We start from the raw sequence: 21,346 nt of genomic DNA, 5'->3' as shown, positions 1-21,346 counted from the left end.
ACCGCTACCGCTACCGCTGTCGACGGGAGTCGTTTCCGTCACCCACTGCGCTTCCTGCGGCTGCTTGCCGGCTGGGGTGCGGACGCCACGCGGGCCGGATCGGGCACGTCGGCCCCGGCCGTCCGACGGGACCGCAGAGCGGCCACCTCCGCACCCGGGCACGCCGAAGACTGTCGTGCCGCTTCGCCCCGCACCCTTGTCGCTGGGTTCTCTGGTGACCCGCACGAACACCTCCCACGAGCCCGCCGTCGGCGGTGACGGGCAACGGCAGAAACCGTCGTGCATCTACCGCGAGGGACGCCGGGCCGTGATCGAGTCCTGAGGTTTGCAGGCGGTTCATGCTGGTCAGGGCGCTGACTCAGAGGGTGGAAGTGCGGTGATGTGTGTGCAGTGAGCCTGCCCGTTTCAGGGGGTCGGGTGGGTGGTGTGGGTGTTTAGGTGGTGGGCGTAGTCGCTGGTGTGTTCTTCGGCCCAGTTCTGCAGGTGTCGCAGTGCGGCGGTAGCGCCGCGGGCGAGGTCGGTCAGGGCGTACTGCACCGTCGGTGGGCGGCCGGTGTGCACGGTGCGGGTGATCAGTCCGCCTGTTTCGAGGTCGCGCAGGGTCTGCGCGAGCATCTTGTCGCTGACGCCGCCGGCCCGCCGGCGCAGCTCGGACCAGCGTTGCGGGCCGTCCATGAGATCCACCAGAACCAGGGCGGCCCACCGGGCGGTGACCAGGTCGAACAGCTGCCTGCCGGGGCAGGCGGGATTGCGGACGTTGCCTCGCGTGCTTTCCTGCACGTGCTCACCTCACCTAAAGGTATGTACTTCCCTTGAGAAAGTAACTCGGTCAGAGTGAGTGAGCCAACCCCAGATCGTCAAGGAGTACTTGTGGTAACCGACGATGCCGTGACCCGCGCCGCGAACACCGTGACGGTGCTCGGCGGCCCCACCGCACTGATCCGCCTGGCCGGCTGGACGCTGCTGACCGACCCGACCTTCGACGCCGCCGGCACCGAGTATCAGGACGGTCCGGTTCTGGTGCGCAAGACGGCCGATCCTGCGCTGAAGCCGGGGGAGCTGCCCGCCCTCGATGCCGCTCTGGTCAGCCACACCGGGCACCAGGACAACCTCGACACCGCCGGGCGCACGGTGGCCTCCGGTGCCTCGCAGGTGTTCACCACCGTCGCCGGCGCCGCCGATCTCGGGGGCTCAGCCGTCGGCCTGGAGCCCTGGCAGACCCGGACCATGTCGACGCCGGGCCGCACGCCGCTGAACATCACCGCGGTCCCCGCCCGCCATGGTCCCGTCGGCACCGAGGCCATCACCGGTCCGGTGACCGGCTTCCTCCTGCACACCGACGACGGCTCCACACCGAGCGTGTACGTCTCCGGTGACACCGTCGACCTGGACGCGATGAGCGCCCTGGCCGGCCGGTACCGCGTCGACGTGGCGCTGCTGCACCTGGGCGCGGCCGGCTTCGAGGAGCTCGGTGACATACGACTGTCGCTGACCGCGGTTCAGGCCGTCGAGGCCCGCCGCCTGCTCGGCGACCCCCTCGTGGTGGCCGTGCACGCCGAAGGCTGGGCCCACTACACCGAAGACCGCGGCCACGTCCAGCAGACCTTCGACGCCGCCGGCGCCCCGCTGCACTGGCCCACCCCGGGCGAGCCCGTCACCCTGCCGGAGCCGCACACCCGCTGACCCCGGTCGGCTCCTTCTATGCCGCCGCAGACGCGGGTGAGGTTGCGGTCACCGCACTGCATGAGGGTCTGGCCACCGTGCCGGACAACACCACCGACGCGCACGACAGCGCCCAGTAGTTTCTGGGGCTGATGCAGCGCGCCACTGGTCAATGGCTCACGCAGTTCGGCCTGTGGCCGACCTGCCTGTCCGTAACGAAGAGAAGAATAGAAAAGGAAAGATTATGAAGCCGGAAATTGTGCACGAGCGCTTCGCCCAGTATCTCAAGGACCGGGACCTCGATGGGCTGGGTTCCCTGTTCGCCGAAGACGCCATGTTCGTACCGGGACCGGGGCAGGAGCCGGTCTACGGCAGGGAAGGCATCAAGGAAGCGCTGAAGCCCTACCTGGCCTCGCCCAGCACCATGGAGGTGCTGGCCACGTCGGTCCATCAGAACGGCGACCTTGCGATGGTCCAGCCGTCCTGGCGGATCACGAGCGAGAGCGGCACGGTGGAGGGGAAGGCGGTCGAGGTGATGAAGAGGACGACCGAGGGGGACTGGGTCTACATCATCGACAACCCCTACGGCGTCTGAGTTCTCGTCACCCCGGCATCACCGTCGGGCGACACAACCTCGTCACGGCGGCGGTCGTATCAACTTGCCGGACAACACCACCGACGCGCACGACAGCGCCCAGAAGTTTCTGGGGCTGATGCAGCGCGCCACCGGTCAACGGCTCACGCAGTTCGGCCTGTGGCCGACCCGCCTGTCCGTAACGAAGAGAAGAATAGAAGAGGAAAGAATATGAAGCCGGAAATTGTGCACGAGCGCTTCGCCCAGTATCTCAAGGACCGGGACCTCGATGGGCTGGGTTCCCTGTTCGCCGAAGACGCCATGTTCGTACCGGGACCGGGGCAGGAGCCGGTCTACGGCAGAGAAGGCATCAAGGAAGCGCTGAAGCCCTACATCGCCTCGCCCGGCACCTTCGAGATGGGGGCTGCGTCGGTCCATCAGAACGGCGACCTTGCGATGGTCCAGGTGCCCTGGCGGATCACGAGCGAGAGCGGCACGGTGGAAGGAAAGTCGGTCGAGGTGATGAGGAGGACGACCGAGGGGGACTGGGTCTACATCATCGAAAACCCCTACGGCGTCTGATACTCGTCATCCCGGCATCACCGTCGGGCGACGGAACCTCGTGACGGCAGCGGCGGTCGTATCAACTTTCTCGATGCGGCCGCCGCTTGCTGACCGGCGCCGGTGACGCGGTCATGATCCGCTGTGGTCCGGGCGCAGTTGGCTCGTGAGGGTGAGCAGGTCTTGTCGACGTGGCGTTGTGCGGTGAAGGTCCCGCTGCCGACAGCGAACAGGTCGGTGCCGACGAAGTCCACGCGGGCACCGGCTGTCACAGCGCCGAGGAAGGCTGTACCGGTGAACCGCCGGTACAGCAGTGCTTCGTCGGTGCCGACCGGGGTGAGTCGTTCGATGGTGTGCCGGCCGTCGGGAAAGGTCGCGGCCAGTAGTGCGGTCAGCAGTATGACAAGGACGTCGCGGTCGCAGGCTTCGTCGCCGAAGCCTGCGGAGCGGTCGGGGTCGTGGGAGTCCTCGACCACGGCGATCGTGCGGGGGATGTCGGGGCGATCGAACAGGGCAGCGGCGACGTCGGCGTTGTCCAGGTGCGATGACCAGGAGACCGGGAAGTCCGCGGTCGGTGGGTAAGGCAGCACCCCCTGGGTGCGTAGGGCGGGTTGCTCGGGCCGCCCTCCCCACGGGGGAGCGGCGTCCATGGTGAGCAGGGCGCGGAACCGGCGACGAAACCTGCCGGGGTGAGCCCGGAGGATCCGTCCTGCGGCCTTCGGATCGTCCAGTAGCCGCGCCCCGCCAGCAGTGCCGCCGGCCGCTTGGCCCGGGCGGTGACGGTCAGGCGGGCGTCCGGGAGGCGTGGATGGTCCGCCGCGATCGTCAGACCCAGGCCGGTCCCGGTCCCCGACACCGTGATCCGAAATCTGCTGCGGCAGGGGTGTGCGGTCTGCCATGAGGTCGGGCGGGCTCTGGCCTCCGCCTCGGCCTGGCCATCGTGCGGGATGTCGCGAAGTCGCACGGCGGCACCGCCTTCGCGTGCACAAGGAAAGGCGGTGGCGCGGAAGTCTGGTTCAGCGCGAACGGCGCTAACGGCTCAGGACTGGTGCGGCGAGCCTTGCTCATGGCGGGACGTCCGGAATCGGGGCTGGCTGGAGGACAGCAGGGGGTCAGTCACCGGGTGGACTCCGGTGCGACTGCAGGTAGTTCGGCCTCGGAACCAGACGGGACGCCGATGCGCAACCGCCCCGGCCGCTGTGCTCTGGCTGTGCGGGCCAGGGTGAGCGCGGCGATCATGGCCAGGACGACGAGGGCGGCGCCCGAGAGGAGGAAGGCGTTCTTGACTCCGGTGAGTGCGATGGTGGTTGAGGCCACGAAGGGGGAAACGGCCAGGGCCCCTGCCACTCCGGCCTCCCACAGCCCCAACGCCTTCGCCAGATGGTGGCTCGGTATGCGCTGCTGCACCAGCGCGATCAGCGGGATGTCCGTGAGGGCCGAGGCCAGCCCGGTGGCGATCAGGAGCACTGCGGCCCCGGTGGTGGAGGTGACGATTCCGAGCGGCGCACGGAAGATTCCTAGCAGGGCCCAGGCCAGGACCGCCGCCAGGGCGAGTCTGCGCATCCGCAGGCCGGCCAACAGGAGCGCCCCCACCACCTCTGCGACCCCGGCGACGCCCAGCAGCAGGCCGTAGCGGCCGCCCTGCCCCACGACGGCGACCAGTCCCACCGTCAGGAAACCGTTGGCCAGAGCGAGGGCGAGCACGAAGGTCACGATGACCACGAGCACATCGGGAGCGGCCCGTACGGCCTTGAGCCCGGCGGCGAGATCGGCCCACAGGCCCGCCTGGCCGGCGGTCACGACGGGGTGGGTCACGCGAAGGGCGGCCACGGCGCCCGCCGAACCGAGGAAGGTCAGGCCGTTGACCACCAGCGCCGCCCGCATGGATCCGTAGGCCAGCAGCGGCGCGAGCATGAGCGGGCCGACGAAGAAGGCGGCCCGGAAGGCGACTTGCAGCAGCCCGTTGGCCTGTTGCAGACGGTCGGCCGGGACGATCTGCGTGACGATGGCGTTGCGGGCCGGGGCGAACGGGGCGCCGATCAGGGCCAGCAGCGCCGTTGTCACCACGAGCAGGGGCAGGTTCAGCAGGCCGAGGGACAGCAACACCGCGGCTACCGCCACCACGACGACACGGGCCAGATCGGAGGCGATCATCAGCTTGCGGCGGTCGTAACGGTCGGCGTACGAGGCGGACACGAACGTGGCCAGGAACGCGGGCGCGAACGCGGCCACGCTGACCACCGCAACGGCCGTCGGGTCCTTCGTCAGCGACCACGCCAGCCAGGCGGTCGCGGCGGTGTACAGGCCGTCGCCGAAGCGTGAGACGGCCTGGCCGACGAAGAGAAGCAGGAAATCGCGGTCCCTGAGCAGTGACATGCCGCCACTGTCGGATCTCCCCGCAACCTGATCCACTTATTAGGCAGATGGCTAATCAATGGGGTCGGTGGTGTGCAGGAAGCTCTCCAGGCTGGGAGCGAGCCCCGCCACCTGCTCGGGCAGGAGACGGTACAGGACGTAGTAGCCCTCACGGCGGCGTTCGAGCAGGCCCGCGTCCGCCAGGACGCGCAGGTGCTTGGACAGGGCGGCCTCGCTGACGCCGACGAGCGGGGCCAACTCCTGGGTGCTGCGCGGCCGTTCGGCGATCAGCCGGAGGGCGCGCAGGCGGGTGTCGTCGGCGAGTGCCCGGAGCATGCCGACGAGCTGCGCGGGAGGGATCCTGGGGCGGGCTTCCCGGGAGATCGACGAGACGGGAAAGACGAGGCCGAGCGGCCAGGGGCCGTCGCAGTTGACCCGTACGTGCGGCCACACATAGGCGCTGGGGGCGAGCAGCAGGGTGTCGTCCGGACCGATGGCGACCTCGTGGTCGTGCGGGCGTTCCAGCCAGAAGCGTTCGGTCTGCCGGTCGCTGCGCACCTCCGGCCACAGGCCGCGCAGCATGCCGTACAGTCCGCGCTGTTCGATCTGGTGCCCGGCCTCGCTGACTCCGGCGGCCAGTTCCGGTTCGATCCGCGCCCATTCCTCCTCGAACGCCTCCCGCCAGTAGCGTTCCAGCATGCTCAGGAACCTTTCGAGGAGGGCGCGGGGGTCGTCGAGGAGCATCGCGGCCATCGAGTCGTCACTCTCCCGTGCGGCGCGTTCTCGCAGCAGGCCGCGTACGTCCGGTTCCCGCAGCGCGTGGGGATCCCTGCCCTCGCCGCCGCCCGGCCACGGCGAAAGCAGCGGGACGGCGAACTCCAGCCGGACCAGCTCCGGGTCCGCCGTGCGCAGGCCGGCCAGCTCGCTGGTGAAGTCCGCCAGTCCACCGGTCGGCCGCGGAAAGAGGAATTCGGGAAAGTACGAGCGCACCGCGTAGGAGAACGCCTCGATCTCCCGCTTCAGCGCCGGCGACAGCTTGCGCATCGCGCGTACCCAGCCGTGCTGGACGGGGTGGTGCTTGGGCTCCACCAGCACATGAAGGCTCAGTACGGCTTCCATCGCCGGCGAGTAGGCGAACCCCACCCGCTCCGCACCACCTGCGGGCACCCGGAACACGATCGTCATGACTCGACATCCTCGCCGTCCGGCGTACTCAGGGGGAGCGTGCCGCGCGAGACGGTGGTCGGCGAGGGTGACTGACGATGACCTGCACGCCGTTCTCACCGTGGCGCACGCCGAGGTGGTGAGCGTGTCCTGCCTAGGCGGGCTGCGGGTGTTCACCGTGCACGATCTCGCTCTGGACGACGTCGACGCCTACGACCTGAACCCCAACTACGCCCGGTCCGTCGGCACGTTGGTCGTAGGTGAGCGGGCCACGCCCGTGCTGACGCTGACTCCTGAGACCGAGGACGCCTGCATCGAGGACTTCCGCATGCGCACCGGGTGGGCGCTCATCGGCATCGTCCGCACCGACGCCAACGGCGTGGTCGGGTCGAGTTGTGGCGGACGATCGAGGTCGTGACCATGCCTGCCGACTGGTGGTCGCTGCTGGAGGAGACACGCCGCATCGTGGTCGCCGGGCCCGTACAGGACGCCGGGGAGCAGGTCCTGTACGCGGCTGCCAGCGCCGGTGAGCTCCTGGCCGTCACCGCCAGCGTGATCCGTGCGGAGCAGACGTGACTGACTCCCACGTGAACCTGTCCCAGGCCGCCCGAATGGCCGGGTTCGGCCGGGTGGTGGTCGTCAACCGGCGCCGCCGCCACGGCGGTCTCGACGCCAGTGGCGGGACCGAGGAGAGCGCCACCTTCTCCCGCGAGGCCGCCGAAGAGTGGCTGCGCGCCCTCGGCAAGCTGCCCCGAACCACTCCGCCCGACCCCGCCCCCCTTGGGCGGCTACATCCACGCTGAAGGCCCCAGCGGCGCAGGTTGCCGGCCGCCGCTCCCGCTCCGGCACCGGCGCAGACCGGGGAGGAACGTGCCGGGGTGGGACGCACGGGGTGGGACGTAAAGGCGTCCCACCCCGGCCGAGTGCTATCGGATGTGCTTCGCCGGCTTGGTGGCGGCGTTGAGCAGGTACTCCAGGGGGCCGCGGCGGAAGAAGCGGGACCAGATCGTGGCGAACACGATCGCCCCGAGGACGTACAGGATCAGCGGCAGCCATGACTGCTGGGTGCCGGTCCCGGCGGGCGTGGACAGCACGGACTGCGCGACGAAGTGGCCGACGTAGGCCGTCAGGGACATGGTGCCCACGGCGATGACCGGCTTCGCCAGACGGCGCAGTCGTGGCAGGCGGTCCATCAGCACCGTCGCGCCCACGATCACTAGGATCGCGACTCCGACGCTGCCGATGATGTCGAACGTGGTGCCGCTGTGCGGCCCGGCCGAAAGAAGCGACGACGCCGGCATATCGGGGAACGACCCGCCGTCGAGGGGCATCGACCCGCTGCCGGGGGACATCGAACCGGAGCCGCCGGACGACGACCCGTCTTCCGCCATGCTCCTCAACGCGTCCTTGCCGGCCAGCAGCAAGGACATGCCGTACGCGGCCACGGTGATGGAGGCACCGAGCGCGGCCAGGCGCCGCCGGACAGTGCTGGAGGACAGGTCGAGACGGCCCAGCGCCATACCTGCGATCACGAATGACATCCAGGTGAGTGCCGGATAGAAGCCGGTGAGCAGCAGATCGAGCACTCCCACCTCGCTGAGACGGCGCAGCGGGTCGTAGGCGTTGATGCTCTCCTGGACCGACGGAGTCAGCGTCGAGGTCAGGACGAACGCCAGCTGCGGTGTGACGAGGGCGAACGCGGCCGCGATGATCGCGAGCGTCTTGGCGCTCAGCCGCACCAGGGGCAGGGCCAGGAGGAAGTAGACACCGTAGAAGCCGAGGATGATCACGCCCCCGTACTCCATTGCCATCACGGTGCCCAGCGCCAGCAGGACCACGGCGCGGATCGCGATCCGAGCCTTCGCCTGCCGGCCCGCCAGGCCGGCCTTCGGCTCCCGGCGGCCGGCGAGCAGCATCAGTGAGAACCCGGCGAGGGTGGCGAACAGGACCGACGAGTGGCCGTCCGCCACGTACCGGATCCAGCTGCCGACACCGGTCGAGGCGGACAGCGGGGGTCCGATGTGCACGATGTACATGCCGAACACCGCCAGCGCGCGGGCCAGATCCACCCCGACGAGGCGTCCCATCGAGGGACCGGGCGAGGCCGGCACGGCGGAATCGGGGGAGGTTCGGGGCGGCGGAGGCGAGTTCTCCTGCGGAGCTGACGTCTCCTGCGGCGGCTGTGTCTGTGTCATACGGAGAACCTCGCGCGGACGCCAGGGGGCGGACCATCCGGCAGTCTTCGGTAACGCCCCCGCCGATCGGCGGGGAGTGCCCTGCCGACCGGTGGAACCTCGGTGCCCGGCCGGACCCGTGCGGCCGGACGGCGGTCTTTCTTCAGCCAGTCGGCGGGGGTGGCCCCGACAGTTGCCGGATGGAGACGCAGTGGGCGGGCTTCCAGGCTGGAGGCATGACACAGCGTGTGCGACACGACGAGCGCGAGGGCTTGCGCGGAACACCGGCCGACTTACCGGGCCGTGACGCCGTCCCTGGCAGAGGCGAGTTTCTGGAGTTCCTCGGCATGGCGCTGGCGGCGGGCGCCTTCGTCCTGTGCGTCGTCCACCCGGAGGTGACCGAAGTGTTGGTGCGCCACCTCGCCATGCGCACCGCCGGACTCGGCTAGAACGAGTCGCGCGTCAACACCGCATCTCCGTCCGTCATCTCCACGCACTCTTCCAGGGCGCTGACCTGACCTTTGCCGCGTGGGTCAGGTACGAGCGTCTGCTGCGGATCCGCCGCGACCTGCTCGACCTGCCTGTGCCGATCGATCCACGGTCGCGATCGCGAGGCGGTGGGGGGACTCGACGCCAAGCACCTCGGCAGAGCACTGTGATGGTCCGCCGGCGGGAGGGTCGCACCGACACCTGGATCGTGCTGCTCTTTCGCGTGTCTACCAGTAAGTGGCTGGCCCCGTGATGACCCAGCCGGTGTCGGTGGACCTGACCCAGAAGCCCAATGCCACCTCGATTGTCTGCGCGCGGTAGGTGATCTCAACGTAGACATGGCTGCCGGTGTGGCCCCAGCGGAAGTCCGCGAGGTTCAGTTCGCTGAGCCAGGACAGATCCTGCTCCCACTCGTAGGCAGCAGGGCTTCCGCCCTCCTCGTCCCCATCGGCGCTTGCCTCGACGTACCCGGTCCACAGCGACTTGAGCACATGACGGATCGGGTGGTGATCGATGAGCTGTTCGGCCTCAGGGATCCTTCCGGCTCGGAGCAAGCTGAAGTACTGGCGAACGACAGCTTCGACGTCCGCCTTGGCAGGGTGCTCCGTCCAGTTCCTCACCGCGCGATCCTACGAGTTCGGTGACCGCCGCAGCCTGAGCCGGCCGCTTGGCGGGTGAGGATGGCTGACGATGTTCCTGATCCAGGTCGTTGAACAGCGGAGTTTACGGAGGGGAGCCGCCAGGGCTTGAGGGTGGTGATGGCTTGTTCGACGAATGCCCGGATCTTGGCCTGAGACCGGTTGACGGCCTGCCCCCGTGAAGCCCACCGCAGCCGGCCCCTCGGGTCGGCCATGACCTGCGCGTTCATGCCGTGCTTCTTGTGTTTGCCCGAGTAGAAGGGCCGGTCGGCGGCGATCCGGTCGATCGACAGAAGTGTCCCGTCCAGGAGCAGGTACGCCTTCATCGACGCGGCCCGTACTGCTTCGGCGAGCGTGGGAGGGGCGAGAGTTGCGCGGTGCTGGCCGTTGGGGAGGTGGGCGGGGGTGAGCAGGGCCTGCCGGCCCGCGCTCAGGCGTCGCCACCGGGGCGGACGTCCGTCTGTCAGGCCAACCACTCAGCCTGCGCGAGAGGTTGGAAAAGGCTCGGCGCCGTGTCCCACCTAGGATTTGACGGCATTACAGGCAGAAGGTCGGGTAGTGGGTGGGTGTGGGTGGCCAACATCGTCTGGCACAAGAAACTGCGTCTGCATCTTGATCTGGATCTCGATGACCTCGGCCCCGAGGAGCATCAGGATCTGTGGGGCATGGTCTACCGCACGGACAAGATGTACGCCGACCGGAATGTCTAGGTGGTGAGCGGGACCTGCTGTGCGGGGGAGTGTGTCAGGACGCTGGTGTGGAAGCGCCGATGTACCTGAGGCTGCGGGCCCATGGCCGTCGTGAAGCCGTCCATGAGCGGCGCAAGGACGAAGGTCGCCACAGTGTCCCGGTCGGTGACGGGCACAAGGCCTAACAGGAGCGCCTCCTGCGGCCGCACAGGAGGGCGGCTTCGGCGGCGACTGCGAAGTCCGCACCCGGGCAGGACGTGGTGGGATCCAGACCGACACCCTGATCGAAGGCGCCGACGGACGGCGGATCGGCTGGGAAGTTTCTGCGTGCGGTGCGTCGTGATCCCACCGCGGGGGAGCGGGCCGGAATTGCGACAGGACAGGATGTGACCTGCGCCCATGACATCTTCGGTAAACGGGCGGCTTCCTGGCGCAATTGCGTAGGGGAGGCCGATCATGTCCAGGCACGTCTGCTGGTCGATGCCGACGGTGACCTGGTGCGCCCGTGGGTGACGTGGTTCATCGACATCGCCACCAAAGTGATCACCGGCACTGCGGTCACTCCTGGCGTTCCTTCCCGTACTTCCGTGAAATCCGGTTGAGCGCTGTCCGGCGCCGCGGCTAGTTTCGGAGCTCAACGGCGTGTAGCTCAGCAGGAGAGCACCGGGCTCTGGACCCGGAGGGCGCAGGGGCGGAACCTGCCACGTCGGCTTATGAACGACAACGCTGAGCAGCAGCCTCTCACCGCGACGCCCTCGTATGCCGCAGGCCGGCTGGCCAAGGCATTCATGACCGCGCTCACCCATGAGGACCCCGACACCCGGCGCCGCGCCGAGGTGCGCGGGCAGCGCTGGCGGGAAGTCCTTGCCGGGATGGCCGCAGGCCGGCTCACGATCGGTTCGCGGACCCCGGTCGCGGGGCTCCCGGCCTGGGTCACCCCCGAGGTGCTGCGCGGCGGCTTCGCCACCGGGACCGCGAGCGCGGCCGGCCCGCTCCAGCCGTACGAGACCGAAACGGCCCGGAGTTTCGGGGTGCCCGCACAGCGCCGAGCGATCTTCGCTCACTGCCTCACCGAGCCCGGACTCATGTGGCTGTGGGCGCTGCTGGACGGAGGCCGCTACCGGATCGACGTTCCCGAGGAGGCGGCACTGCTCACCATGGCCTGGCTGGTGCGGAACGGGGAGACGGACGCGGCGCTGGACCTCCTGGCGGAACTGGAACCGTTTGCCGACCGGCTGCGCTTTCTGCCCCGTCCGACCGACCGCCCCGAGCCGGACACCGGCACGGCCGTCCACCGGCGCACCGTCCTGGACACGGTCCTCACCCTGGAGCGGCGACGGCCGAACACGGCCGTCGAGACCCAGCGAGAAGCACTCACCGTCTGGCAGCCCTTCGCAGACGACCTCCTCGCACACTGGTTGCGGACGGCCGAGGAAGACCGGGTTCTGGCACACGCCCCGGACCCCGACTGGCTGGCGCAGGCCGAGGCTCTACTCGGCCGCTACCGACTGCTCGCCGCGGAGCACACGCTCTGCTCCAAGCACCGAAACCCCAAGGAGAACCTGGGCATTTTGCGCGGTGCGCTGGAGGAGGTCGTCGCTGGACGGCTGCTGGACGCGCGTCGGCTCGGCCTGTTGCGGCACGCGGTGCAGTCCATGGTGCGACGGCGCGGACTGCCCGGCTCGCCAGGCCATACGGCCCTCCGCCGCAGCCAGGCCGCGCAGGCGGAGCTGCCCTCCCACCACGCCCTGGCCCAGCTCGTGCTGCGCCGGCTCGCCGTACTTCCCCAGCAGGCGGGCATCGCGGATGTGGATCCGCTGCTTCGCCCGGTGAGCGAGGAGGAGAGCAGGGCGGCAGGGCTGCCCGTCGGTGCCGTCCTGCCGCCCGCCATCGGTCAAGTGGTCGTGTCCGCACTGAGCGCTCCGCTCGGCACCCTCGTGGAACGGGGGGTCGTCCCCTCCGCCGAGGTTCTGGCCGAGCTGGTACCGCAGTTGGTCGCCGATGCCACCGCGCAGGCGTACGGCGACGAAACGCTGCGGGCGTTGATGGCCGCCCATTACCGGACCTTCCGCAACCGCCGGTCCCTGCTGCTGCTCAACCTGGAGCGGCAGGTCCGTATCGAGGAACTGCCGTGGGTGCGGGCGGTGTCCGGCCGACGGTCCGCGGTGACGGGCACGTCGGACGGCGAAGGCGCACGGACCGTGCTGCGGCAGCTGGGCGAACTGGCCGTGCAGGCGTTTCCGGGCACCATCCTGCCCAACCCGCTGGTCCGCGAGCTCAGCGTGTTGGAACGGCAGTGCGCCCTGGGCGTTCCGTTGGTGGAGGAGCTGGCCGCCGACATCTTCATGGGAGAGTTCAGCCGGAAGTTCCTGACGGCGGCGCGGATCGCCGCTGACCTGCTGGGCGGCACGCTGTACGAGCGGTACTACGGCATCGACTACGCGGAGATCAGCGATCTGGCGATCGCCGAAAGCGGCACGGCCCCGGCCCGTGCACGTCGGGCCGCGACCTCTCCCGGGTTCGCACGGCTGGCCACCGGGCGAGCCGGGACGGCGCCGGACTCCTGGTCGGTCGCCGCGAACGGCGCGGTGATCGAGCAGGCGCAGATCCTCACCACGCACAACCTGGCCACGCTGGTGCACCGGGTGGGCATCGCTCCACGGCCCGGCTGGGCCGACCTGGCCCGCCGCTCCTTCGTCACCGTGTGCCGACTGACCGCTCGTGTCCACCACAATCCGCGCCCCTTGAGCACCATCAAGGATGCCGCGTACGCGTGGCGCCAGATGGTGTTCTTCCTGTCCCTGTGCCCGCCCGAGGAGCAGCGACGGTTCGTCGCGGGTCTGGGCGCGGCCACGGCCCGGTACCCCAGCCACGTCGAGGCCCGCCTGGCCCCGGCCCTCTGGGGCCTTGCCCTGGTCGCCGACGGCGGCACCTTCAGCGGTGACGGAACGGCGGACGCCGGCCGCAGCAGGCGTTTCCTGGGATGGAGCACCGACAGGCACTGGATGCGGTGACGCCTCGCTCAGCGGAACAATCGGGCGGGGAAGCTGAGGCTGCGGATGGGGAACCACGTGAAGTCCCGAACGTGGTCGTAGTCGTCGTGGTCTGCCCCGGGACGTGGCACAGTGGCGGTACGAAGGCGTGCGGCCGACCCCGGGTGCGTTGCTGCCCGGCTTCACCCCGGGGTGGCCTTTCATCGGCTCCTTCCGCCTGGCCCGGTCACCCGTGAGGGTGACCGGGCCAGTTACTGGTCACAGTGACGATGAGCGAGCCGATCTGTACCGCCAGGGCGATGATGGGCTCGATGCGGCGGACGGCTTCGAGGCCGTCGGCCAGACGCCGCCGACGGGACTGCTTCGGCTCCCGTTGCAGGGGGTCGTTCGTGTCGTGCACAGGTCTCCTTCCTTCCACGTGCCGGTAGGCCTGAGCGATTGCCCCGAGACGTATCCGGCATCGGGCACGGGTGGGAAAACCAGTACACGGGCTGCGCTTTGATCGCTCCAATGCGTGAACAGGTCATCTGAAGAATGCCGAACAATCCGCTGACCTGCATCAGCAACATCGACTTCATCGAACGGGGTATGCAGCCCCACTAGTTCCGGAACAATCGGCGGCCTGTAAAACAATGGGGGAGGGCCTGTGGCAGGCCGGAAACTGAAGGACTTACCCGCAGACGGATCAGCCCGTACGCAACTTGCGCAACGACTACGCGCACTGAAGCGGCAGGCCGGCGATCCGACCTATGCGGAGATCAGCAAACGCACCGGTTACTCGCGTGCTGCTCTGTCAGGTCTGTTCAACGGACGGGTGCCCAGCCGTGAGTTCTTGTATGACGTGGTCGAATGGCTTGGTGGGAAGCCGCCGGAGTGGCTGGAGGTGCATGGGCAGGCGCAACGCGAGGAAGAGGCTCTGCAGCACCCCACCGATCCGTCCGACACTGCGGACGAGCTGAAGCGAACTCGCCAGGAGAACGCCGCGCTCAGACTCATGATCGCCAATCCGGACGACGCCGGTTACTGGGCAGATCGCAAGCTGATGGCCGCTGCTGAGCGTGCGCGCACCGCGGCGGACACTGAACGGCACGCACGAGAACTGCTCGGTCAGGCACTGGCTGAACTGGAACATCTCACGGCGATGCGTGCTGACGTCCAGGAGAGATGCGACGTGATGATCATGAACGCCATGACCCAGACCGCGCTCACGGAGGAGAAAGCTCGTCTGACCGCCGCCGAGTTGATCCGTGGCGCTGAAGGCACGGCTGCTGAGCTCGTCGACAGAGCTGTCGTGCAGGCAGACCGTGTCCGCAGTGAAGCTCAGACCGAGATATCGAGCCTGCATGCCAGGTCCGGTGTGCAGGTCGATGCCCTGCTACGGGAAGCGGACCTGGTTGCGGCCGACGCTCGGCGGGAGACCGAAAGCCTCAAAACGCGAGCCCGTATCGAGATCCAGCGGATGGTCCGCGATGTTCAAGAAGCCCTTCGCCTTGTCGGGGAAGCCGACAAGGCGTCGATGCTGGAACAGCTGCTGATGGACTTCGCCATTGGTGACGTCCACCCCAATGACGGCCCATCAGGACGTCACCGCCGTACCGCGGTGCCTGCCTCACGGCCCGAACTCACTGCTTGACCAGCCTTGGCTTTCTGGAGAGAGGGAGAAGGCCTTCATCCTGCTGTCCTGGGCCTCTGTCGTGGCGCATCCAGTCGATCGGTTACGGAGTTTCCTCGCGGAAGAGGGAGAGCAAAGTCCGGGCCGGCAGGGCGCCCGGGTCGAAGAACTGCGTGGCCAGAGCGGGCGGAACTGCCGTTCCGTGCATGCGGACCTCGTGGCAGGTGAAGCAGAACGCCGCCTCGAACAGCGCCAGTTCGAGTGAGTTGTCGTATGCCCGGACGCTCCAGCCCGGTGAGAAGCCACAGCGGTGCTGTTCACTGCCGGGCAGGCTCTCGATCAGGGCCAGGACGGCGTCGACCTCGTTCCCGGTCCAGTGAGCAACCGCTGTGCCGGGGTACGGGGCGTCCCGCCGGGCGGGAAGGGCGGAGATCCGTACGACCTCGATCAGCACGGTGGCGGTAACGGCTTCGGCGGGCAGCTGCATGAACGCAGTCTGCCCCTTCAGGTTCGCAGGCGGGTAAGGAGCACAGACGCCTTCGGCAGGCGAACGCTGCCTGGGCGGGGCGTGGGTTGCGGGTCTTTCCACAGGCCGGGCCTGGCCCTTGTCGCGCTGATCTATGACGGATACAACAGGAACGTGACCGACCCTTTCGCGCCATCCACGGACGGCCAGCTCACCCGGCCACCCGCGCCCGTCCCGGCGGGCCGGAGGCGGCGTACCAAGGAGTCGGACGGAGGCATGTTCGCGGCCTTCGCGGCCTTCTGGGGCACCCAGATGCTGGTCTTCGAGCCTGTCAGCCAGATGCTTCCCGAGTACGAGCACACTGTCACCGCCCTGGCGGGGCTCCTTGTCGCAGCGGCTGCCTATCCGCTCGCGACCTGGTGGCTCAAACGCCTACCCTGTCAGACTCATCCGGACGGCAGGCAGTAGCACAACGACAAGTCGACGAGTAATCGTCAAAAGTTGGGGACCGCTCGACTTTCGACGTTCTGGCAGGCATTGATGATCAGCGGCGGTGTCGAGGCTTGCTGTGGCTCGCGGCCGTCAGGCCGGCTCCGTCGCCTGGCGCCGATCGGCGAGGACAACCAGGCCGCCGATGACCGCGAGGCTCATGAGGACGGCACCGACACCGTGGCACCGCTGGTCAGGCCTACGGCGTCGCTGAGGTAACCGGCGGACACGGGCAGTAGCCCCGCCGGGACGTACCCGCCGACGTTGAGCGCGGCGTTGGCCTCCGCGAGGCGCTGGGGCGGGACGCTGGAGTTGAGCAGCGACAGGCCGCCGAGCCGGCCCATGCCCTGGCTGGCGCCGGCGAGCAGCGCGGAGGCGATGAGGACCGGCACCGACGAGGTGTGCACGGCGACGATCAGCGTGATCATGCTCCGCGTGGTGCTGACCGCGCCGGCCGTGAGGATGGTCCGCCGGTCGAGGCGTTGCACGGCGAACTGCACGCCGGTGGCGGCGAGGAACATGACGAAGGCCGTGGCCCCGGCGACGATCCGGCTGGTGGTGCCGAGCAGGCCTGTCAGGAGCGAGGGGCCAAGCGAGAGCACGAAGGAGGTGGCCGTGATGCCGGGCGTGAACACGGCGATGCCGAGGGCGAGTTGGCGGCCGCTGCCGCGCGGCACGCCGGGCACCCGCACCCAGGGGCCCTTCACGGGCGCCGTGGGACGCCGGAGGGGCATGCGCAGCACGGCGTGAGAGCCGTCGACCCAACGGCGTGGGCACTTCCGCATACGCCCAGGCGTTCCGCCGCGCGGTGAACAACCTCTGGGCAGCGATGACAACCAGTCAGACCGGGAGGACCGCCCATGGGTGAGATCCTTAGGGGCGGTTCTTCTCGCTGTGCTCGCGGCCGTCATCGTCGTCTACAGCATCGGCAGCTCGCGGGAAACTTCACCGCGAACGCTCGGGCGACGAAAACGGCCTGCTCCAGGGCTCGCTGGCCCTGTTCGGCCCTTCCAAGGGCAACGGTCGACCGCTGCTCCACCGTGATGTTCGAACTCGACGAGGGCCGACATCTCAGCGCGGACATCGCCGGGCATCCGAGTCCGAACTTCGAGGGGCTCTTCCCCGGCGCATGAGTTCGACGTATTTCTCGCCCCACTCCTGGCGTTCCGTATCAGGGGCACCATGGGCTCGACGAACTCGTACAACCGCGTTCCAGGACCCGGGACACCGCGCCGACGGGTGTGGGACGCTACGGATCGGCACCACCGGCTCCTCGTCGTGGAGGACAGTCAGGCCGTGGTGAGCCGCGGTGGCGGCGATGGCGAGGTCCACCGGTGGCATGTCAGGCAGGCGCGGCACCGTGCCGGCCCCCTGCGACAGTGTGCGCCGTCTCACGCATCGCAGAACCTCCCAAGTTGTCCAGATCACAGCGCAAACGCCCCTGTGGCATCCATGCTCGAAACGGACACCGACTACCGAATCGGGTCGTATTGTCGTGGACTTGAGTGACTCCTTCCCAAGTGGCCTATGACACAGCGCCCGTGGCATTTGATCCCGTTCCCTGTAGAAAGGCGCCGATCATGGTTGCTTACCTGTGCCCGCCCGCCGTGATACACGGCAAGCACGCCGTGCGGACCAGTCAGATCGTGGACGAAGTGCGAGGTCGGCACCCGAACGCGGCCTGGGCGCCGCGGATCGACGGCATCGCGTCCAGTACGGGCATCGAAACCCGTGGCTGGATGTTGCCGTTGGAGGCTGCCATCGCGCCCGGCGGCGGAAGCGGCCTGCCGGCCGCCGGCATCGGGAGTGCCCGAGAGGCGCTGGCCGGTGACGGGTTCACCGAACAGGACGTGGATCGCGTGATCGCCGCCCTTGAGGCGATACCCGCGCCGCAGACCGTCCAGGAGCGCACCGCGCCGGCCTGGTCGGCAGTGCAGTCCTATGGTGAGCGTGCGGCGCGCGGGGCCCTGCAGATCGCCGGGCTGGACGCCGCGGACGTCGACTGTCTGATCACCAGTCACTCCACCACGCCCGCGCTGCCGGGGCTCGACGTCTCCCTCGCCAACCGGCTCCCGCTCCGGAGCGACGTCCTGCTGCTGCCGGCCACACAGTGGGCCTGTATAGCCGGGACCCGCTCCCTGGCCCTGGCGGCGGATCTCGTGGCCGCGGACCCCGACCGGGTGGTCCTGGTGGTGATCGCGGAGGCACTGAGCACGACCTACCAGCCCGCGGACGACACTCTGGAGTCCTTGATCGTCCGGTTGCTGTTCGCGGACACCGCGGTCGCCGCGGTGGTCACGGGCCGACCCAGGCCCGAGTCCGTGCTGCGGCTGGACGCCGCCTGGCACCACACACTGCCCGGCACCCAGGACCTGCACCGCTTGGAGACGCGGGAGGACGGCACCCACTTCGTGATGGACCGGCGCGGGCCACGCGCCGTGCAGGAGACGGTCACCGCGATGTGGGACTGGTTGCGCCTCCGATACCAGGACGACCCCGGCTCTTGGCACCCCGACGTTCTGCTCGCCCATCCGGGTGGGACGCGTGTGCTGGAGTACATGGAGCAGACGATGCCCGACGGGTGGCCGGCGGGGCTCCTGCACCACAGCCGGGACAGCTACACCAGCGGCAACCGCGGAGGCGCCGCAGTGTTCGACATCATGCGCAGAGCGTACGACGCCGGGCAGAAGGCGGGCAGCCGTGCCGTCCTGTACGCGGCCGCCCCGGGCCTCACGGCCACCGCCCTGGAAGGGGAGTGGCTGTAGCGCGGATCGCGCCCCTCGTTAGGCCGGTGCCGCCGCCCGACGAACAGCTCCCGCGCCGCCCGGCCAACACCCCGTCACCAGCCAGAAAATGCTCCGCCACCACCGACCAGGGCCCTTGCCGCCGCCCGACCAGGGCCCTTGCCGCCACCCGGCCAAGGCCGCCTTGCACCACCCGGTCGAAGCCTCGCCGCCGGCCTGCTGACGCCTCATCACCTTTCGGCCGACTCCCCTTCACCGCTCGACCGAAGCCCACACCACCTTCCCGGTGTCCGTCCACCGCACCCCCCACCGGGTGGTGAGCCCATGCACTACGTGCAGGCCACGGCCGGCGTCGTCGAGGAGCCCGCTCTGGCCGAGCCGCGGCCTGCCGTTGCCGGTGTCGCCCACCTCGCACAGCAGCCCGTGACCGGTCCTGATCAGCCGTACGGTGATGGGTCCGCCGGCGAAGCGGACCGCGTTGGCGACCAGTTCGTCGACCACCAGCAGCACGCTGTCCCTGGTGTGCTCTCCGGTGCCCCACCGTCTCAGCAGTTCGGAGACGAGTGTGCGGGCCCGGGCGGCCGCGTCGCGGCGGGCGGGCAGACGCCACGTCGTGGTGTCTCCCTTGCGGTAACCGATCATGCGCGCGATCAGCAGAGTCACATCGTCGCGCCGACGTGTCGGCGCCACCGCCGAGACCACGCGTCGCGCGGCCTGCTCCAGGTCGTCCCAGGGGTGCAGCGAGGACACGGCGTCGGTCAGCCTGTCGATGCCCTCGTCGATCGAGAGGGCCGGATCCTCCACCAGGCCGTCGGTGTAGAGGGCGAGCAGCGAGCCCGGGGGCGCACAGAACGTGTACACGTCGTACGGTTCCCGCAGTGCGAACTCGGCGCCGAGCCCGGGGTGGGGGCGGATCGCGACCGGGCCGGCGGGCCCGTCCGGGGGTACCAGGACCGGGGGGAGGTGGCCGGCACTGGCCACCGCCACGTGGTGGCTGACCGGGTCGTACACGGCGATGCAGCAGGTCGACCCGAGGGCGCTGTAACCGGCCGCCAGCCCGGACTCCGCGTCGTCCAGCAGCGACACGGTCTCGTCCAGGTGCTCCAGCACCTCGTCGGGCGCCAGCCCCGCTGACAGCAGCGCGCGGGCCTCCATGCTCAGCTGTCCCATGGTCGCCGCGGCGCCCAGGCCGTGCCCCACGACGTCTCCGACCACCAGCGCGGTACGGCCGTCCGGCAGCGGAAAGCTGTTCACCCAGTCGCCGCCGACGCCCGCGCTGTCGGGGGTGGCGGGCTGGTAGACGCTGGCCGTCTGGATGGTGTCGCCGCCGGATCGTGGCAGCAGTCGGCGCTGCAGGGCCAGGACCTGCGTGTGCTCGCGCTGGTGCTGACGGGCCAGGTCCACGTGGTGGGAGGTCCTGGCCACCAGTTCCTGCAGGTCGAGCAGCTCGCTGTCCGCGAAGGGGCGGTCCGCCCGCCGCCAGACCTCCGCGACACCCAGGACTACGGGCGGTGAGCCGTCCAGGACCAGCGGTATGCATGCCACGGCCGCCGCCTGGTCGCCGGGCACCAGGGCACGTACCAGCCGAGGACTGCCGAGCACCCGCTCGATCGCTTCCCGGTCGGGTATGACGATGGCCTGCGCGGCATCGTCCCGCCGTATTGCCTGCGACAGCAGTCGACTCGCATCGCCGGGAAGATCGTCGCCCGGGGTCACGTAGCCGTCGGGCCACGCCCGGTCCGGCACCAGGGCCGCCCGTCGCAGCCGGAGGCGCCCCTGCGGCTGCCCGGTGACCGCCTCTCCCGTCCACACGGCGAAGTCGAGGTCGATGGCTGTCACGTCACCCCAGGCCAGCAGGGACTCCGCCAGCGACTGCGCGGTCTCGCCGATGTCCAGCGAGGTGCCGATCGCGGTCTCGGCGGCGTACAGGTGCAGCCTCCTGGCCATGGCGATCAGGGAGACGGTCAGGCCCTCCTGGGGCGCGGCGGCGGCCAGGATGCTCATCGAGACCACCAGCTCCGACCCGTCGCCGCGCCGCAGGCGCTGGACCCGGGCGACGTGCGGCTCTCCGGTCTCGAGGACCTGCCGCAGGCGCCGGGTGACCGTCGGTATGTCCGAGGGAGGCAGGAGATCGACGAAGGGGCTCCCGGCCTCGGCCTGCACTCCCGCGAAGACCGGGGCGTCCAGGTTGCAGCGGGTGATTCTCAGATCCCGGTCCAGATTGACCGCGCCGAGGATTTGCTCCTGACCAACGGGGGCCGGGTTGTCGGACACGTCTCGGCGGGCGGCGTTGTCCCCCTGCGGGTCGGCTGAACCGGCGGCCGCCGCCGCTCCGTCGACTGGCATGTACTGCCCCAAAGCGCTGCTGACCATGTCGAACGGTGACGCAGACGAGGGGGGTGGGGTGGAGTCCATGCGACTCTCTCAGCTCGCTCGCCGACCCCGGCACCACGTCGGAGCCGTACCGGAACCCGGACGACGAGTCCCGGGATTCCTGACCGCAAACCTCATTCAATAACACCTGGGGCCGCTTCGCCCACACCAGCGGGCCGCGTGGAGGCTGCGCACCCTGGGTGCGGGCCGGGGGCGTAGAACAACCGTGCGGCCTCTCCGAGTGCGGAAGAAGAGCGGATCGCCTCAGGAGGGCTCCTGCGACTGCCCTCCGGACGCGAGTGCTGACCGCCCCGTCCCGGGCGGCGTGTGCTCAGTGGCGAACCGCGTTGACACGGACGGTCG

The 21,346-nt window shown here is 69.4% G+C and carries 22 protein-coding genes, 1 tRNA gene and 2 pseudogenes; 14 read left to right on the top strand and 11 right to left on the bottom strand.

Features of this window, described 5'->3' with window-relative positions; translation table 11 throughout:
* Positions 1 to 405: 405 nt before the first annotated feature.
* Positions 406 to 780 (bottom strand): helix-turn-helix domain-containing protein, encoded by a 375-nt coding sequence (locus tag ABZ098_RS31140; RefSeq protein ID WP_356596794.1) that lies wholly within the window; start codon positions 778 to 780, stop codon positions 406 to 408.
* Positions 781 to 870: 90 nt separating this feature from the next.
* On the opposite strand from ABZ098_RS31140, the gene ABZ098_RS31135 reads away from it, so the two are divergent.
* The 3 genes from ABZ098_RS31135 (at position 871) to ABZ098_RS31125 (ending at position 2,818) form a co-directional block, all read left to right on the top strand.
* A complete protein-coding gene (locus ABZ098_RS31135; protein ID WP_356596792.1) occupies positions 871 to 1,683 on the top strand; it encodes an MBL fold metallo-hydrolase in 813 nt (270 codons plus the stop codon).
* A gap of 223 nt (positions 1,684 to 1,906) precedes the next feature.
* On the top strand, positions 1,907 to 2,257 hold the full coding sequence (locus ABZ098_RS31130; RefSeq protein WP_356596790.1) for a nuclear transport factor 2 family protein: 351 nt from the start codon (positions 1,907 to 1,909) through the stop codon (positions 2,255 to 2,257).
* A 159-nt stretch (positions 2,258 to 2,416) separates the two neighbouring features.
* On the top strand, positions 2,417 to 2,818 hold the full coding sequence (locus ABZ098_RS31125; RefSeq protein WP_356596788.1) for a nuclear transport factor 2 family protein: 402 nt from the start codon (positions 2,417 to 2,419) through the stop codon (positions 2,816 to 2,818).
* Positions 2,819 to 2,835: 17 nt separating this feature from the next.
* On the opposite strand, the gene ABZ098_RS31120 is transcribed toward ABZ098_RS31125, so the two are convergent.
* The 3 genes from ABZ098_RS31120 to ABZ098_RS31110 all read right to left on the bottom strand — a co-directional run bounded on the left by ABZ098_RS31120 (position 2,836) and on the right by ABZ098_RS31110 (position 6,337).
* Complete coding sequence (locus tag ABZ098_RS31120; protein WP_356596786.1) at positions 2,836 to 3,696, bottom strand: hypothetical protein; 861 nt, start codon at positions 3,694 to 3,696, stop codon at positions 2,836 to 2,838.
* A gap of 217 nt (positions 3,697 to 3,913) precedes the next feature.
* The gene (locus ABZ098_RS31115) at positions 3,914 to 5,173 is read right to left on the bottom strand and encodes an MFS transporter (protein WP_356596784.1); all 1,260 of its coding nucleotides are present in this window, start codon (positions 5,171 to 5,173) and stop codon (positions 3,914 to 3,916) included.
* Positions 5,174 to 5,224: 51 nt separating this feature from the next.
* Positions 5,225 to 6,337: a DUF5937 family protein gene (locus ABZ098_RS31110; RefSeq protein WP_356596782.1), complete on the bottom strand. Its 1,113-nt coding sequence runs from the start codon at positions 6,335 to 6,337 to the stop codon at positions 5,225 to 5,227.
* 67 nt (positions 6,338 to 6,404) lie between these two features.
* On the opposite strand from ABZ098_RS31110, the gene ABZ098_RS31105 reads away from it, so the two are divergent.
* Genes ABZ098_RS31105 through ABZ098_RS31095 form a run of 3 tightly spaced genes read left to right on the top strand, consistent with a single transcriptional unit; the run spans position 6,405 to position 7,119 of the window.
* A complete protein-coding gene (locus tag ABZ098_RS31105) occupies positions 6,405 to 6,734 on the top strand; it encodes a hypothetical protein (protein ID WP_356596780.1) in 330 nt (109 codons plus the stop codon).
* Positions 6,731 to 6,892 carry a hypothetical protein gene (locus ABZ098_RS31100; RefSeq protein ID WP_356596778.1) on the top strand — a complete coding sequence of 54 codons (162 nt, stop codon included), beginning with the start codon at positions 6,731 to 6,733 and terminating at the stop codon, positions 6,890 to 6,892. Before ABZ098_RS31105 ends, ABZ098_RS31100 begins: the two co-directional genes overlap by 4 nt.
* The gene (locus ABZ098_RS31095; protein WP_356596776.1) at positions 6,889 to 7,119 is read left to right on the top strand and encodes a hypothetical protein; all 231 of its coding nucleotides are present in this window, start codon (positions 6,889 to 6,891) and stop codon (positions 7,117 to 7,119) included. The genes ABZ098_RS31100 and ABZ098_RS31095 overlap by 4 nt, the downstream gene beginning before the upstream one ends.
* Before the next feature lie 123 nt (positions 7,120 to 7,242).
* Here ABZ098_RS31095 and ABZ098_RS31090 read toward each other — a convergent pair whose 3' ends face one another.
* On the bottom strand, positions 7,243 to 8,403 hold the full coding sequence (locus ABZ098_RS31090) for a DUF418 domain-containing protein (protein ID WP_356596774.1): 1,161 nt from the start codon (positions 8,401 to 8,403) through the stop codon (positions 7,243 to 7,245).
* 323 nt (positions 8,404 to 8,726) lie between these two features.
* Between ABZ098_RS31090 and ABZ098_RS31085 the strand changes: the two genes are divergently transcribed.
* Positions 8,727 to 8,939: a hypothetical protein gene (locus ABZ098_RS31085; RefSeq protein ID WP_356596772.1), complete on the top strand. Its 213-nt coding sequence runs from the start codon at positions 8,727 to 8,729 to the stop codon at positions 8,937 to 8,939.
* 267 nt (positions 8,940 to 9,206) lie between these two features.
* On the opposite strand, the gene ABZ098_RS31080 is transcribed toward ABZ098_RS31085, so the two are convergent.
* The gene (locus ABZ098_RS31080; RefSeq protein WP_356596770.1) at positions 9,207 to 9,599 is read right to left on the bottom strand and encodes a hypothetical protein; all 393 of its coding nucleotides are present in this window, start codon (positions 9,597 to 9,599) and stop codon (positions 9,207 to 9,209) included.
* Positions 9,596 to 10,063 (bottom strand): annotated as a pseudogene (locus ABZ098_RS31075) (transposase family protein); the annotation flags it as partial. The gene ABZ098_RS31080 and the pseudogene ABZ098_RS31075, both read right to left, overlap by 4 nt.
* 126 nt (positions 10,064 to 10,189) lie before the next feature.
* On the opposite strand from ABZ098_RS31075, the gene ABZ098_RS31070 reads away from it, so the two are divergent.
* From ABZ098_RS31070 to ABZ098_RS31055, 4 genes are all read left to right on the top strand, one after another.
* Complete coding sequence (locus ABZ098_RS31070) at positions 10,190 to 10,327, top strand: hypothetical protein (RefSeq protein ID WP_356596768.1); 138 nt, start codon at positions 10,190 to 10,192, stop codon at positions 10,325 to 10,327.
* A gap of 365 nt (positions 10,328 to 10,692) precedes the next feature.
* Positions 10,693 to 10,908, top strand: coding sequence for a hypothetical protein (locus ABZ098_RS31065; RefSeq protein WP_356596766.1), 216 nt, complete (start codon positions 10,693 to 10,695; stop codon positions 10,906 to 10,908).
* Positions 10,909 to 10,944: 36 nt separating this feature from the next.
* Positions 10,945 to 11,016, top strand: a tRNA-Gln gene (locus tag ABZ098_RS31060).
* Positions 11,017 to 11,019: 3 nt separating this feature from the next.
* Entirely contained in the window at positions 11,020 to 13,320 is a 2,301-nt protein-coding gene (locus tag ABZ098_RS31055; RefSeq protein ID WP_356596764.1) for a hypothetical protein, read from the top strand.
* 205 nt (positions 13,321 to 13,525) lie between these two features.
* On the opposite strand, the gene ABZ098_RS31050 is transcribed toward ABZ098_RS31055, so the two are convergent.
* Positions 13,526 to 13,699, bottom strand: coding sequence for a hypothetical protein (locus ABZ098_RS31050; protein WP_356596762.1), 174 nt, complete (start codon positions 13,697 to 13,699; stop codon positions 13,526 to 13,528).
* Between the two features lie 246 nt (positions 13,700 to 13,945).
* Between ABZ098_RS31050 and ABZ098_RS31045 the strand changes: the two genes are divergently transcribed.
* Positions 13,946 to 14,932 carry a helix-turn-helix domain-containing protein gene (locus ABZ098_RS31045; protein ID WP_356596760.1) on the top strand — a complete coding sequence of 329 codons (987 nt, stop codon included), beginning with the start codon at positions 13,946 to 13,948 and terminating at the stop codon, positions 14,930 to 14,932.
* A gap of 82 nt (positions 14,933 to 15,014) precedes the next feature.
* Here ABZ098_RS31045 and ABZ098_RS31040 read toward each other — a convergent pair whose 3' ends face one another.
* Positions 15,015 to 15,398 (bottom strand): hypothetical protein, encoded by a 384-nt coding sequence (locus tag ABZ098_RS31040; protein ID WP_356596758.1) that lies wholly within the window; start codon positions 15,396 to 15,398, stop codon positions 15,015 to 15,017.
* A 153-nt stretch (positions 15,399 to 15,551) separates the two neighbouring features.
* On the opposite strand from ABZ098_RS31040, the gene ABZ098_RS31035 reads away from it, so the two are divergent.
* Positions 15,552 to 15,845 (top strand): hypothetical protein, encoded by a 294-nt coding sequence (locus ABZ098_RS31035; protein ID WP_356596756.1) that lies wholly within the window; start codon positions 15,552 to 15,554, stop codon positions 15,843 to 15,845.
* 114 nt (positions 15,846 to 15,959) lie between these two features.
* Here ABZ098_RS31035 and ABZ098_RS31030 read toward each other — a convergent pair.
* Positions 15,960 to 16,609: pseudogene (locus ABZ098_RS31030) on the bottom strand (MFS transporter); the annotation flags it as partial.
* A gap of 837 nt (positions 16,610 to 17,446) precedes the next feature.
* Here ABZ098_RS31030 and ABZ098_RS31025 point away from each other — a divergent pair.
* Positions 17,447 to 18,631 carry a type III polyketide synthase gene (locus ABZ098_RS31025; protein ID WP_356596754.1) on the top strand — a complete coding sequence of 395 codons (1,185 nt, stop codon included), beginning with the start codon at positions 17,447 to 17,449 and terminating at the stop codon, positions 18,629 to 18,631.
* A 231-nt stretch (positions 18,632 to 18,862) separates the two neighbouring features.
* Here ABZ098_RS31025 and ABZ098_RS31020 read toward each other — a convergent pair whose 3' ends face one another.
* Positions 18,863 to 21,025: a SpoIIE family protein phosphatase gene (locus tag ABZ098_RS31020; protein ID WP_356596752.1), complete on the bottom strand. Its 2,163-nt coding sequence runs from the start codon at positions 21,023 to 21,025 to the stop codon at positions 18,863 to 18,865.
* Between the last annotated feature and the right edge of the window lie 321 nt (positions 21,026 to 21,346).

The sequence above is a fragment of the Streptomyces sp. NPDC006335 genome (genome assembly GCF_040612795.1).
Classification (GTDB): Bacteria; Actinomycetota; Actinomycetes; order Streptomycetales; family Streptomycetaceae; genus Streptomyces.
This window is presented reverse-complemented; position numbering and strand designations above follow the sequence as displayed.

What these genes read in the sequence shown, in the direction of transcription:
- ABZ098_RS31130 (WP_356596790.1), top strand. Translation starts at nt 1,907, where the DNA reads ATGAAGCCGGAAATTGTGCACGAGCGCTTCGCCCAGTATCTCAAGGAC.
- ABZ098_RS31120 (WP_356596786.1), bottom strand. Translation starts at nt 3,696, where the DNA reads ATGGCAGACCGCACACCCCTGCCGCAGCAGATTTCGGATCACGGTGTC.
- ABZ098_RS31115 (WP_356596784.1), bottom strand. Translation starts at nt 5,173, where the DNA reads ATGTCACTGCTCAGGGACCGCGATTTCCTGCTTCTCTTCGTCGGCCAG.
- ABZ098_RS31110 (WP_356596782.1), bottom strand. Translation starts at nt 6,337, where the DNA reads ATGACGATCGTGTTCCGGGTGCCCGCAGGTGGTGCGGAGCGGGTGGGG.
- ABZ098_RS31090 (WP_356596774.1), bottom strand. Translation starts at nt 8,403, where the DNA reads ATGGGACGCCTCGTCGGGGTGGATCTGGCCCGCGCGCTGGCGGTGTTC.
- ABZ098_RS31085 (WP_356596772.1), top strand. Translation starts at nt 8,727, where the DNA reads ATGACACAGCGTGTGCGACACGACGAGCGCGAGGGCTTGCGCGGAACA.
- ABZ098_RS31055 (WP_356596764.1), top strand. Translation starts at nt 11,020, where the DNA reads ATGAACGACAACGCTGAGCAGCAGCCTCTCACCGCGACGCCCTCGTAT.
- ABZ098_RS31040 (WP_356596758.1), bottom strand. Translation starts at nt 15,398, where the DNA reads ATGCAGCTGCCCGCCGAAGCCGTTACCGCCACCGTGCTGATCGAGGTC.
- ABZ098_RS31025 (WP_356596754.1), top strand. Translation starts at nt 17,447, where the DNA reads ATGGTTGCTTACCTGTGCCCGCCCGCCGTGATACACGGCAAGCACGCC.
- ABZ098_RS31020 (WP_356596752.1), bottom strand. Translation starts at nt 21,025, where the DNA reads ATGGACTCCACCCCACCCCCCTCGTCTGCGTCACCGTTCGACATGGTC.